Source organism: Falsiroseomonas sp. E2-1-a20 (genome assembly GCF_051433195.1).
Taxonomy (GTDB): Bacteria; Pseudomonadota; Alphaproteobacteria; order Acetobacterales; family Acetobacteraceae; genus Falsiroseomonas.
This window is the reverse complement of the sequence record NZ_JBHMFT010000011.1, coordinates 1-12,689: the sequence shown is the minus strand read 5'-3', so window position 1 is coordinate 12,689 and position 12,689 is coordinate 1. Positions and strand designations below refer to the sequence as shown.

General features: G+C 70.7%; 10 protein-coding genes. 6 read left to right on the top strand and 4 right to left on the bottom strand.

Going from position 1 to position 12,689, the window contains the following annotated elements:
* The first annotated feature begins 81 nt into the window (after positions 1-81).
* The 5 genes from ACFHPP_RS14620 to fzlA all read left to right on the top strand — a co-directional run bounded on the left by ACFHPP_RS14620 (position 82) and on the right by fzlA (position 9,057).
* Positions 82-1,074: a complex I NDUFA9 subunit family protein gene (locus ACFHPP_RS14620; protein WP_437163984.1), complete on the top strand. Its 993-nt coding sequence runs from the start codon at positions 82-84 to the stop codon at positions 1,072-1,074.
* Positions 1,075-1,242: 168 nt separating this feature from the next.
* Positions 1,243-2,682 (top strand): NAD(P)-dependent oxidoreductase, encoded by a 1,440-nt coding sequence (locus tag ACFHPP_RS14615; RefSeq protein ID WP_437163983.1) that lies wholly within the window; start codon positions 1,243-1,245, stop codon positions 2,680-2,682.
* A gap of 5 nt (positions 2,683-2,687) precedes the next feature.
* Positions 2,688-7,211: a glutamate synthase large subunit gene (gltB, locus tag ACFHPP_RS14610; protein ID WP_437163982.1), complete on the top strand. Its 4,524-nt coding sequence runs from the start codon at positions 2,688-2,690 to the stop codon at positions 7,209-7,211.
* Entirely contained in the window at positions 7,208-8,323 is a 1,116-nt protein-coding gene (locus ACFHPP_RS14605) for an endo-1,4-beta-xylanase (RefSeq protein ID WP_437163981.1), read from the top strand. Before gltB ends, ACFHPP_RS14605 begins: the two co-directional genes overlap by 4 nt.
* Before the next feature lie 65 nt (positions 8,324-8,388).
* Positions 8,389-9,057, top strand: a complete 669-nt coding sequence (gene fzlA, locus ACFHPP_RS14600) for an FtsZ-binding protein FzlA (protein WP_437163980.1) — start codon at positions 8,389-8,391, stop codon at positions 9,055-9,057.
* Here fzlA and ACFHPP_RS14595 read toward each other — a convergent pair.
* The 3 genes from ACFHPP_RS14595 to ACFHPP_RS14585 are packed head-to-tail and all read right to left on the bottom strand — an operon-like array spanning position 9,054 to position 10,952.
* Positions 9,054-9,773, bottom strand: a complete 720-nt coding sequence (locus ACFHPP_RS14595) for an LrgB family protein (protein WP_437163979.1) — start codon at positions 9,771-9,773, stop codon at positions 9,054-9,056. The genes fzlA and ACFHPP_RS14595 overlap by 4 nt on opposite strands.
* Entirely contained in the window at positions 9,770-10,114 is a 345-nt protein-coding gene (locus ACFHPP_RS14590) for a CidA/LrgA family protein (RefSeq protein ID WP_437163978.1), read from the bottom strand. Before ACFHPP_RS14590 ends, ACFHPP_RS14595 begins: the two co-directional genes overlap by 4 nt.
* Positions 10,115-10,127: 13 nt before the next feature.
* A complete protein-coding gene (locus tag ACFHPP_RS14585) occupies positions 10,128-10,952 on the bottom strand; it encodes a tetratricopeptide repeat protein (RefSeq protein WP_437163977.1) in 825 nt (274 codons plus the stop codon).
* A 69-nt stretch (positions 10,953-11,021) separates the two neighbouring features.
* Here ACFHPP_RS14585 and ACFHPP_RS14580 point away from each other — a divergent pair, with 69 nt between their 5' ends.
* Positions 11,022-11,867, top strand: coding sequence for an SDR family NAD(P)-dependent oxidoreductase (locus ACFHPP_RS14580; RefSeq protein WP_437163976.1), 846 nt, complete (start codon positions 11,022-11,024; stop codon positions 11,865-11,867).
* Between the two features lie 7 nt (positions 11,868-11,874).
* On the opposite strand, the gene aqpZ is transcribed toward ACFHPP_RS14580, so the two are convergent.
* Positions 11,875-12,657, bottom strand: coding sequence for an aquaporin Z (aqpZ, locus tag ACFHPP_RS14575; RefSeq protein WP_437163975.1), 783 nt, complete (start codon positions 12,655-12,657; stop codon positions 11,875-11,877).
* Between the last annotated feature and the right edge of the window lie 32 nt (positions 12,658-12,689).

Sequence of the window (12,689 nt, the reverse complement as noted above, 5' to 3'; positions counted from 1 at the left end):
GTCAAGCGGGGTCGCGGCGGTTTCTTGCAATGCCGTGACCAGGCACCGAAGCTCGCCTTGGCTGGCGCTGCGGCCGCCCATATGTTCCGCGCAACGGCGGATGGAGTGCGGATGATGCAGGTGGGGCGGGATCGCAGGTTGGCCACGGTGTTCGGCGGCGCCGGCTTCATCGGCCGCTACGTGGTGCAGCGCCTGGCGGCGCAGGGCTACGTGGTGCGGGTGGCGACGCGGGACCCGGCCGGCACGCGGTTCCTCACCACGCAGGGACGCGTCGGGCAGATCGTGCCGCTGGCGGTTTCCGTGACCGACGCGCCGGCGCTGGCGCGCGCCCTGGAGGGGGGCGATGTGGCGGTGAACCTGGTGGGCATCCTTTACGAACGCCGGCCCGGCGACTTCCGGCGCATCCAGGGGGAGGCGCCGGGGCTGATCGCGCAGGCGGCGACGGCGGCCGGGGTGCGGCGGATGGTGCATGTCTCGGCGATCGGCGCGGATGTGGGCAGCGAGAGCCTGTATGCCAGCAGCAAGGCGCAGGGGGAGGCGGCGGTGCTGGCGGCCTTTCCGCATGCGACCATCCTGCGGCCTTCCGTGGTGTTCGGGCCGGAGGACCAGTTCTTCAACCGCTTCGCCAGCATGGCACAGATGCTGCCCTTCATGCCGGTGGTCTCCGGCGGGTCGCGCTTCCAGCCGGTGTATGTGGGCGACGTGGCCGATGCGGTGATGGCGGCGCTGGAGCGGGATGAGGCGCAGGGCGCGACCTACGAACTGGGCGGCCCGCGCGCGATGACGATGCGGGAGGTGCTGCGCTTCATCCTGGACACCACGCGACGTCGGCGCCGGATGGTCGAGATGCCGATGGGGTTCATGCGCTTCCAGGCGCGGCTGTTGGAAAAGCTGCCGAACCCGGCGCTCACCAGCGACCAGCTGCTGCTGCTGGGCAAGGACAACGTGGTGTCCGGCCAGCATCCTGGCCTGGACGCGCTGGGCATCGAGCCCAAGTCGGTGGAGTCCGTGGTGCCGGCCTATCTGCGGCGCTACCGGGTCGGCGGCGGCCGTCGGGATGTGGCGGCGGCCTGAAGGGCCACATCGGCCCGATCTGGCCTTATCGGGGTTGGGGACGGTAACCTTTCGGAAGGACAATCCCGGATAAAGGACAGCATGGCTGTCCTTGCATCGCAAAATGGACTCGCATCTGGAAAAGTCGTGGTGTAGGGAGGCGTCCGCCCCAGGGAGCTTCGCGCCGCCATGGCCGATCGGATGCTGCAATTCGTGCGCCTCGACCAGCACCAGCCGGACAAGCGGCCGGCGACGCTGCGCCGCGAGGATTTCGGTGAAATCTATGAGGAGTTCGCGCCGAAGGCGGCGGCGGAACAGTCCAGCCGGTGCAGCCAGTGCGGCGTGCCGTTCTGCCAGGTGCACTGCCCGCTCAACAACAACATCCCGGACTGGCTGAAGCTGACGGCGGAAGGCCGGCTGGAGGAGGCGTATGAGGTTGCCGCGGCGACCAATACCTTCCCGGAGATCTGCGGCCGCATCTGCCCGCAGGACCGGCTCTGCGAGGGCAACTGCGTCATCGAGAAGGGCTTCGGTTCCGTCACCATCGGCTCGGTCGAGAAGTACATCACCGACAATGCCTGGGCGCAGGGCTGGGTGAAGCCGCCGAAGCCGCGGCGCGAGTTGGACCGCAGCATCGGCATCATCGGCGCCGGCCCGGGCGGGCTTGCGGCGGCGGAGCGGCTGCGGGTGCGCGGCTACCAGGTGCATGTCTACGACCGCTACGACCGCGTCGGCGGCCTGATGATCTACGGCATTCCCAACTTCAAGCTGGAGAAGGAGGTGGTGCTGCGGCGCGCGAAGCAGTTCGAGGAAGGTGGCATCCACTTCCACCTGAACATCGCGGTCGGCCGCGACGTGACGCTCGAGGAGTTGCGCGTGAAGCACGACGCCGTGCTGATCGCGACCGGCGTCTACAAGGCGCGCGACATGGCGGCGCCCGGCATCGGCCTGCCCGGCATCGTGCCGGCGCTGGAATTCCTGACCGCGTCGAACCGCGCCGGCCTCGGCGAGGTTGTGCCGGCGATGGAATCCGGCGCGATGAACGCGGCCGGCAAGCGCGTGGTGGTGATCGGCGGCGGCGACACGGCGATGGATTGCGTGCGCACCGCGGTGCGCCAGGGGGCTGCCTCCGTCACCTGCCTGTACCGGCGCGACAAGGCGAACATGCCCGGCTCGATGCGGGAGGTGTACAACGCCGAGGAAGAAGGCGTGGTGTTCGAGTGGCTCGGCGCGCCGGAGGCCTTCCTCGGCGATGCCTCCGTCACCGCCGTCCGCGCGCACCGGATGCATCTCGGCCTGCCGGATGCGACGGGGCGGCAGCAGGTGGAGGCGATCGCGGGCAGCCAGTTCGACCTGCCGGCCGACCTCGTCATCATGGCGCTGGGCTTCGATCCGGAGGATCTGCCGGCGGCCTTCAACGAGCCGGCGCTGCCGGTGACGAAATGGGGCACGCTGAAGGTGGACCATCGCACCATGATGACGGCGCTGCCCGGCGTCTTCGCCGCCGGCGACATCGTGCGCGGCGCCAGCCTGGTGGTCTGGGCGATCCGCGACGGGCGCGACGCGGCGGAGACCATGCACCACTACATCGAGCAGAAGGCGAGCACGCTCGCCGTGGCGGCGGAGTGACGGCGATGCAGGATTATGTGGCGGACCACCTGGCCAACACCGCGACGCTGCGCGATGCCGGGCATATCGACCTGACGGAACACGATGCCTGCGGCGTCGGCCTCGTCGCCTCGCTGGATGGGAAGGCGCACCGCAAGGTGGTGCAGGCCGGCATCGATGCGCTGAAGGCGGTGTGGCATCGCGGCGCGGTGGATGCGGATGGCAAGACCGGCGACGGCGCCGGCATCCATATCGAGATCCCGCAGGATTTCTTCGCCGAGGTGGTGGAGCGCGGCGGCGACCGGCTGCGGCCGGGGCGGATCGCGGTCGGCATGGTGTTCCTGCCGAAGACCGACCTCGGCGCGCAGGAGCGCTGCCGGCAGATCGTCGAGACCGAGATCCTGGCCGCCGGCTACAACATCTATTCCTGGCGCCAGGTGCCGATCGATGTCGCGTGCATCGGCGAGAAGGCCAATGCGACGCGGCCGGAGATCGAGCAGATCCTGCTGTGGAACCCGCGCGGCGTCGACGAGGATTTGTACGAGCGGGACATGTACGTGATCCGCCGGCGGATCGAGAAGCAGGCGATCGCGGCGCAGATTCCGGAGCTGTACCTGTGCTCCCTGTCCTGCCGGTCCATCGTCTACAAGGGCATGTTCCTGGCGGCGTCGCTGGCGGATTTCTATCCGGACCTGCTGGATGCGCGCTTCACCAGCCGCTTCGCGATCTACCACCAGCGCTATTCCACCAACACCTTCCCGACCTGGCGCCTGGCGCAGCCGTTCCGGATGCTGGCGCATAACGGCGAGATCAACACCGTCCACGGCAACATCAACTGGATGAAGTCGCACGAGACGCGGCTGGCGCATCCGCTGCTGGATGCCGCGATGGATGACATCAAGCCGGTGGTGCAGGCGGGTGGGTCTGATACCGCGACGCTGGACAACGTGTTCGAGCTGCTGGTGCGCGGCGGCCGCGACGCGCCGATGGCGAAGTCCATGCTGATTCCGGAAAGCCTCGGCAGCAACGCGACGATGCCGGCGGCGCATCGCGAGATGTTCCTGTACTGCAACGCGGTGATGGAGCCGTGGGACGGGCCAGCGGCGATCGCGGCGACGGATGGCAAGTGGGTGATCGGCGGGCTGGACCGCAACGGGCTGCGGCCGATGCGCTACACCATCACGCAGGACGGCATCCTGGTCATCGGCTCCGAGACCGGCATGGTGAAGATCGCGGAGGACCGCGTCCGGGCGAAGGGCCGTGTCGGGCCGGGGCAGTGCGTCGGCGTGGAACTCGCGACCGGGCGCTTCTACGGCGACACGGAATTGAAGGATGCGCTTTCGTCGCGCAAGCCGTTCGGCGACTGGACCAGCCGCACCACGCGCATCGACGGCATCGTCAAGGCCGGCGCCGATGAGCAGGCGGAACTGAGCGGGGAGGCACTGCGCCGCCGGCAGCTTGCGGTTGGCTACACGCTGGAGGAGCTGGAGACGATCCTGCACCCGATGGTGGAGGAAGCCAGCGAGGCGATCGGCAGCATGGGCGACGACACGCCCATCGCCGTGCTGTCCACCCAGTACCGCGGGCTGCACCACTATTTCCGGCAGAATTTCAGCCAGGTGACGAACCCGCCGATCGACAGCCTGCGTGAGACGCGGGTGATGTCGCTGAAGACGCGGCTCGGCAATCTCGGGAACATCCTCGACGAGGACCCGACGCAGTGCGACATGCTGATGCTGGACAGCCCGGTGCTGTCCAACGCGGAATTCGCCGCGATGCGCGCCTATATGGGCGACACCGCCTGCGTGGTGGACTGCACCTTCGCCGTGGCGGAGGGTGAGGCGGGGCTGCGCAACGCGATCGAGCGCATCAAGCGGGAGGCGGAGGAAGGCGTGCGCAGCGGTTGCGCGCATGTGATCCTCTCGGATGCCGAGCAGGGGCCGGCGCGGGCCGCCATCCCGATGATCCTGGCGGTCGGCGGCGTGCACACGCACCTGGTGCGCAACAGCCTGCGCACCTTCACCAGCCTGAACCTGCGCTGCGCCGAATCCATCGACGTGCACTACATCGCCGTGCTGATCGGCGCCGGCGCGACCACGGTGAATGCCTACCTGGCGCAGGAGAGCATCGCGGACCGGCACCGGCGCGGGCTGTTCCCGGAGCTGTCGCTGAAGGATTGCGTGGCGCGCTACAAGAAGGCGGTCGACAAGGGGCTGCTGAAGGTGATGTCCAAGATGGGCATCTCCGTCATCAGCAGCTACCGCGGCGGCATGAACTTCGAGGCCATCGGGCTATCCCGCGCCCTGGTGGCGGAGTTCTTCCCCGGGATCGCCTCGCGCATTTCGGGCATCGGGCTTTCGGGCATCGCGCGGCGCGTCCTCGCGCTGCATGCGAAGGCGTGGGATGCGGATGCGGTGACGCTGCCGGTCGGCGGGCTGTACAAGCTGCGCAAGCGTGGCGAGAACCACGCCTTCGACGGGTCCCTGATCCACACGCTGCAGAAGGCGGTGGAAAGCGACAGCTACCAGACCTTCAAGCGCTATTCCGAGGGTGTGCGGAAGCTGCCGCCGGTGGCGCTGCGCGACCTGCTGGATTTCCGTGCCGATGGCCGCGTGGCCGTGTCGCTCGAGGAAGTCGAGAGCATCACGGAGATCCGCAAGCGGCTGGTGGCGCCTGGCATCTCGCTGGGTGCCTTGAGCCCGGAGGCGCATGAGACGCTGTCGATCGCGATGAACCGCATCGGCGCGCGCAGCGACAGCGGCGAGGGCGGCGAGGACCCGATCCGTGCGCGGCCGCGGCGCAATGGCGACAACGCCAATTCCGCTATCAAGCAGATCGCCTCGGGCCGCTTCGGCGTGACGGCGGAGTACCTGAACAACTGCCGCGAGATCGAGATCAAGGTCGCGCAGGGCGCCAAGCCGGGGGAGGGCGGGCAGTTGCCCGGCTTCAAGGTGACGGAACTGATCGCGAAGCTGCGGCATTCGACGCCGGGCGTCATGCTGATCAGCCCGCCGCCGCATCACGACATCTATTCCATCGAGGATCTGGCGCAGCTCATCTACGATTTGAAGCAGATCAACCCGGAAGCCACCGTCTGCGTGAAGCTCGTCGCGCGGTCCGGCATCGGCACCATCGCGGCGGGCGTTGCCAAGGCGAAGGCGGATGCGATCCTGGTCTCCGGGCATTCCGGCGGCACGGGGGCATCCCCGGTGTCGTCGATCAAGCATGCCGGCCTGCCATGGGAGATGGGGCTGACCGAGACGCACCAGGTGCTGATGCTCAACCGCCTGCGGCACCGCGTGAAGCTGCGCACCGATGGCGGCCTCAAGACCGGGCGGGACGTGGTGATCGCGGCGATGCTGGGCGCCGAGGAATTCGGCATCGGCACCGCGAGCCTTGTCGCCATGGGCTGCATCATGGTCCGCCAGTGCCATTCCAACACCTGCCCGGTCGGCGTCTGCACGCAGGATGATGCGCTGCGCCAAAAGTTTGCCGGCACACCGGAGAAGGTCATCAACCTGTTCAGCTTCGTGGCGGAGGAAGTGCGGGAAATCCTCGCCAGCCTCGGCTTCCGCAAGCTGACCGACGTGATCGGGCGCACCGACCTGCTGCGCCAGGTCAGCCGGGGTGCGGAGGACCTGGACGACCTTGACCTGAACCCGCTGCTGGTGAAGGCGGATGCCGGCGCGCATCCGGCCTACTGCACCATGGAGGGCCGGAACGAGGTGCCGGAGACGCTGGATGCCGACATGATCCGCGACGCGGCGGCGCTGTTCGAGCGCGGCGAGAAGATGCAGCTCGCCTACAACATCCGCAACACGCACCGCGCCATCGGCACCAAGATCAGCAGCAAGATCGTCCGCAAGTTCGGCATGGAGGGTCTGCAGCGCGGCCACCTGACGGTGCGGCTGCGCGGGTCCGCCGGCCAGTCGCTCGGCGCCTTCGCGGTGCGCGGGTTGAAGCTGGAGGTGTTCGGCGACGCCAACGACTATGTCGGCAAGGGGCTTTCGGGCGGCACCATCGTGGTGCGTCCGGCGCCGTCCTCCACGCTTGTTTGGAACGAGAACACCATCATCGGCAACACCTGCCTGTACGGCGCGACCAGCGGTGCGGTGTTCGCGGCGGGCCAGGCGGGGGAGCGTTTCGCGGTGCGCAATTCCGGCGCGCTCGCGGTGGTGGAAGGCGCCGGCGCCAATGCCTGCGAGTACATGACGGGCGGCACCATCGTCATCCTCGGCCCGGTCGGCGACAATTTCGGCGCCGGCTTCACCGGCGGCATGGCGTTCCTCTACGACGCCGAGAACACCTTCGAGCAGCGGGTGAATCCGGAATCGCTGCGCTGGTGCCGCGTCGGCGCCTCCGCGCATTGGGCGGCGGCGCTGCGCGAGCATGTCGAGCGGCATGTGGAGGAGACGGGCAGCCCCTTCGCCTCGCGGTTGTTGAACGACTGGGCGTCGGAGGCGGCGAAGTTCTGGCACATCGTGCCGAAGGACTATGCCCGCTACCTGCCGCAGCCGATGGAAGACGCGCTGGCCGTCGCGGCGGAGTGACGCTGCGACGGCGGGCTGCGCTGGCGCTTGCGGCCGGCGCGGCGACCGGCTGCGCTACGGCGCAGCCGGTGCCGGCGATGCCGGTGGGCATCGATGGTGCGGGCCTGCATCAACGCGCCGCGGCGAAGGGGCTGGCCTTCGGGGCGGCCGTCAGCACCCGCCAGCTTGTCGATCCGGCGATGGAAAGCCTCATCCGCGCCGAATGCGGGCTGCTCGTCGCGGAATACGAGATGAAATGGGCCGAGCTGGAACCGCAGGCCGGCGACCGGCGGTTCCGGCGCGCCGATATCCTCGTGGCCTTCGCCCGCCGGCATGGCATGGCGCTGCGCGGGCACACGCTGGTCTGGCATGAGAGCGAGCCGGCCTGGCTCGGCGGGCTGGATGCGCGGGCGACGGCAGCCGCGATGGCGGTGCATGTCGATGCCACGGTGCGGCACTGGCGCGGCGCGATCGGCACCTGGGACGTGGTGAACGAGGCGGTGGCGCCGGAGGATGGGCGGCCGGACTGGCTGCGGCGCACCCCTCTGCTGGAACGGCTCGGGCCGGATCATATCGCGCTTGCGTTTCACCTGGCGCATACGGCGGACCCGGCGGCGCGGCTGGCCTATAACGACTTCGGCTGCGAGCACGCGACCTTCTGGTCGCGGCGGCGGCGCGTGGGCGTGCTGGCGCTGCTGCGCGGCCTGCTGCGCGCCGGCGTGCCGGTGCATGTGCTGGGGATGCAGGCGCATCTCCAGGCCGGGCAGCCCTTCGAGGCGCGGGAGTGGCGCGGCTTCCTGGCGGAAGTCGCCGCGCTCGGCCTGACCATCGAGGTGACGGAGCTCGACGTGAACGATGCCGCGCTGCCGGCGGCGGTGGCGGCGCGGGACCAGGCCGCGGCGGCGCTGGTGCGGCGGTTCCTGGATGCGACGCTGGCCGAGCCGGCGGTGCGCGCGGTGGTCGCCTGGGGGCTGAGCGATCGTGACTCCTGGGTGCGGCAGGGGCGGCTGCCGGAGCATCGGCGGCGCGACGGCACGCAGGCCAGGCCGCTGCCCTTCGACGAGGCGCTGCGGCGCAAGCCGATGTGGGCGGCCATTGCCGGCGCATTGGATGCAGCCCCGGTGCGGGGCTGAGCGCCGCCGCTTGGCCCTGGGGGCGGCGCGTGCGATATTCCCGGGCGTCTCAGATCTAGGCCTGCATGCGAACCCTCTACCACCTTCCCCTGTCTCCTTTCGCACGCAAGGTCCGTCTCGCACTCGCCGAGAAGCGCCTGCCTTTCGACCTGCGGATCGAGCGCGTCTGGGAGCGGCGGGAGGAGTTCCTGGCGATCAATCCGGCCGGGACGGTGCCGTTGCTGCAGGAATCGAACGGGCTGTCCATCGCCGATTCCTACGCGATCTGCGAATACCTGGACGAAGCCTATCCCGACCTGCCGCTGCTCGGGCGGACGCTGGGGGAACGGGCGGAGGTGCGGCGGCTGGTCGCCTGGTTCGACCAGAAATTCTACGCCGAGGTCACGCGCAACCTGGTGTTCGAGAAGCAGATGAAGCGGCTGTTCGGCCGCGGCAACCCGGATGCCACGGCGATCCGCGCCGGCTACGCGAACCTCAAGCCGCATCTGGAATACATCGGCTGGCTGGCGGAAACGCGCGCCTGGCTCGCGGGGCCGCAGCTCGGTCTGGCGGACCTCGCGGCCGCGGCGCAGCTTTCGTCGCTGGATTATATCGGCGACGTGGATTGGAGCCTGTCGGATGCGGCGAAGGACTGGTACGCCCGGGTGAAGTCGCGGCCTTCCTTCCGGCCGCTGCTGGGCGACCGGGTGACGGGCGTGGTGCCGCCGGCGCATTACGACGACCTGGATTTCTAGCCGACAAATATCCGCCACAGCAGCGGCACCAGCAGCGCCGAGGCAATCGCGTTCAGCCCCATCGCCAGCCCGCTGAAGGCCCCCGCCGTTGCATCCACGCTGAGCGCGCGCGCCGTGCCGATGCCGTGCGAGGCCGTGCCGATGGCGAGGCCCCGCGCCCGCCAGTCCCGCACCCGCACCAGGTTCAGAACCAGCGGGCCGAGCGCGGCGCCGGTGATGCCGGACAGGATCACCACCACGGCGGTCAGCGAGGGCAGGCCGCCGATGCGCTCCGCGATGCCCATGGCGACGGGGGTGGTGACGGAGCGTGGCGCCAGGCTCGCCGCGACCTCCGGCGCCGCGCCGAAGGCGAGCGCGATGCCGACGCCGGCGGCCGCCGCGAAGGCGCCGCCCAGGCCGACCGACAGCAGAATGGCGACCGCGGATTTGCGGACACTGGCAAAATGCCGGTGCAGCGGGATGGCCAGCGCGACGGTCGCCGGACCGAGCAGGAAATGCACGAACTGCGCGCCCGCGAAATAGTCCCGGTACTCGATGCCGGTGGCGAGCAGCCCGCCGGCCAGCAGCGCCACCGAGATCAGCACCGGGTTCGCCAGCGGATGCCGTCCGAACCAGCGTTGCACCCGCAGGGCCGCGAGCCAGGCGAGCAGCGTCGCCGTCAGCGCAGCCAGCGGCTCCCGCGCCAGGTACACCCAGATCTCGGCGAGGTCGGTCACCCGAAGCGCCGCAGCAGGGCCTGGGCGAGGCGGCCGGTCGCCGCGATGGCGAGCAGCGTGCCGGCGAGGATGGCCAGTGACAGCGGCGCCCAGTCCCGCGCCAGCAGCGGCAGGTGCAGCACCACGCCGACGCCGGCGGGCACGAACAGCAGGCCGAGATTGTTCAGCAGCCCGTCCGAGACCTCCGCCAGTGGCGCCGGCGCCGGGCGGCCGCGCAGCAGCAGCACGGCCAGCAGCAGGACCATGCCGATCACGGGGCCGGGGATGGCAAGGGACAGGCTTCGGGTCAGGACCTCGCCCGCCAGTTGGCAGGCGAGCAGCGCGGTGATGGCACCGGTCATCGCACAGGCCGCATCAGCGCCGCGCCGGTCCCGCCTCGTTCAGCCCGGCCTCGTTCAGCGCCAGGTTCTGCGCGGCGAGGTCGGCGCTGGGCGAGCCTGGGGCGACGCGCACCGCGCGTTCCCAATCCGCCCGAGCGCCGGCCGCATCGCCCTGCAACTGGCGGAGGATGCCGCGTTCCAGCAGCGCCTCCGCATTGTCGGCCTGCAGCGACAAGGCGAGGTCGATGTCGCGGGCGGCCAGCACCTTCTCGTCGCGGTGGCGATGCGCGGCGGCGCGGAACACCAGCGCCTCGGCGCGGGTCGGGTCGAGGGTCAGGGCGCGGTCCAAATCCTCGATCGCCTCGCCGTAGCGGGACAGGTTGCCGTTCACCACGGCGCGGTCGACCAGCAGATCGACATCGTCCGGCGCCAGGGTCAGGGCGAGGGTGGCGCTGGCGAAGGCGCGGTTGATCTCGCCGGCCAGCAGCCAGGCCTGCGTCGCCTGGGCGTAGATGGCGGCGCGGGCGGGGTTGGCGGCGCGGGACTGGCTGGCCAGGGTCTCCAGCCGCTGCGCCGCCTGGTCGAGCTGGCCGAAGCCGAGCAGCGCGAGCGCCTGGCAATGCGCGGCACCCTCGCCGCCACCCTCCCGCGCCCATTGGTCGGCATGGGCCAGGGCGGCCTGTGGGTCGCGGCGCAGCAGGCCGACGCAGCGTTCGAAGGCCGGTCCGGCGGCGAGGCGAGGGGGAGTCTCGGCGGTCAGCGCTTCCCGCGGGGTCACGCCCAGCCAGCCGGCCAGGCCAGCCAGGGTGACGGTGGCGGCGAGGGCGCCGAGGAGGAGGGGGCGGGGCTGGCGTCGCATGCCGGGTGATCCTACGCATCGCGGGGTCGCCGCGCCAGTTCGCGCGGCGGCGGTAGGAGGAGTGCCGGGATGCGGATGGTGATTGCGGGGCTGGGCTATGCCGGAAGCGCCATCGCGGCGGAGGCCGTGGCGGCGGGCTTTGCCGTCACCGGCACGGCGCGCGATCCGGGCCGCGCGGCGGCGCCGGAGGGCGTTGCGATGGTGCGTTTCGACGAGGCGGGCGGGGCCATTGCGCAAGCGACGCACCTGGTGGTGACGGCGGCGCCGGAGGCGGAGGGGTGCCCGGTGCTCGCCGCCCATGCGGGTGCGGTGGGCGCCGCAACCGGCCTGCGCTGGATCGGCTACCTGTCCACCACCGGGGTCTATGGCGACCGCGGCGGCGCCGAGGTGGATGAGGCGACGCCGCCGGCGCCGGGCCAGGCGCGGTCCCAGCGCCGGCTGGCGGCGGAGGCGGCGTGGCGCGTGGCGGCGGCGGGACGGGCGCTCGACCTGTTCCGCATCGGCGGCATCTATGGGCCGGGCCGCAGCGCGCTGGAGGATGTGCGCGCGGGGACGGCGCGGCGGGTGGTGAAGCCCGGGCATTCCTTCAGCCGCATCCATGTGGACGACATCGCCCTGGCCGTGGTGGCCGCAGCCCGGCAGGACCCGGCGGGCGTGCGCGTGCTGCACCTGGTCGATGACGAACCGGCGGGCAATGCGGAGGTGGTGGCGGAGGCGGCGCGGCTGCTGGGCGTGGCGCCGCCGCCCGAGATTCCGTTCGAGGTCGCGCGCGCCGGCATGTCGCCGATGGCGCTGTCCTTCTGGTCCGAGAACCGGCGCGTGGCGAGCGGCGCGACCCGGGCGGCGCTCGGCATCACCTGGCGCTGCCCGACCTACCGCGAGGGGCTGGCGCGCATCCTCGCGGCCGGCGGGTAGGCCCCTCTCAACGCGGCTCCCGCGCCGGGGCGGGGGCGAGTGCTTCGGCGGCGGTGCTGGCGGCGGCGCGGATGGCGGCGGTGCGGTCGGCGCGGTCCAGCGCTTCCTCGGTCGACAGCCAGCGATGCAGCAGGCCGCCGACGACGCCGCCGATGATCGGCGCCACCCAGAACAGCCAGAGCTGTTGCAGCGCCACGCCGCCCACAACCAGGGCTGGCCCGGTGCTGCGCGCGGGGTTCACGCTGGTGTTGGTGATCGGGATGCTGATCAGGTGGATCAGCGTCAGCCCTAGCCCGATGGCGATCGGCGCGAAGCCGGCCGGCGCGCGGGCGGAGGTGGCGCCAAGGATGATGAGCAGGAACAGCAGCGTCATCACGACCTCCGTCGTGAAGCCGGCGAGCAGGCTGTAGCGGCCGGGCGAGGCCTCGCCGAAGCCATTCGCGGCAAGCCCGCCGGCGAGGTCGAAGCCGGGTGCGCCGGAGGCGATGGCCCAGAGCAGGAAGGCGCCGATGGTGGCGCCTGCCACCTGCGCCAGGATGTAGGGCACCGCCTCATTCGCCTGGAACCGCCCGGCGGCGACCAGGCCGAGCGTCACCGCGGGGTTCAGGTGGCAGCCGGAGATGTGGCCAATGGCGTAGGCCATGGTGAGCACGGTGAGGCCGAAGGCCAGCGCGACGCCGACCAGGCCGATGCCGACCTCCGGAAACTTCGCGGCCAGCACGGCACTGCCGCATCCGCCCAGCACCAGCCAGAAGGTGCCGATGAACTCCGCAACCAGCTTTCTCGACATGGGCGCGCTTCCACACGGGGTGATGCCGCACA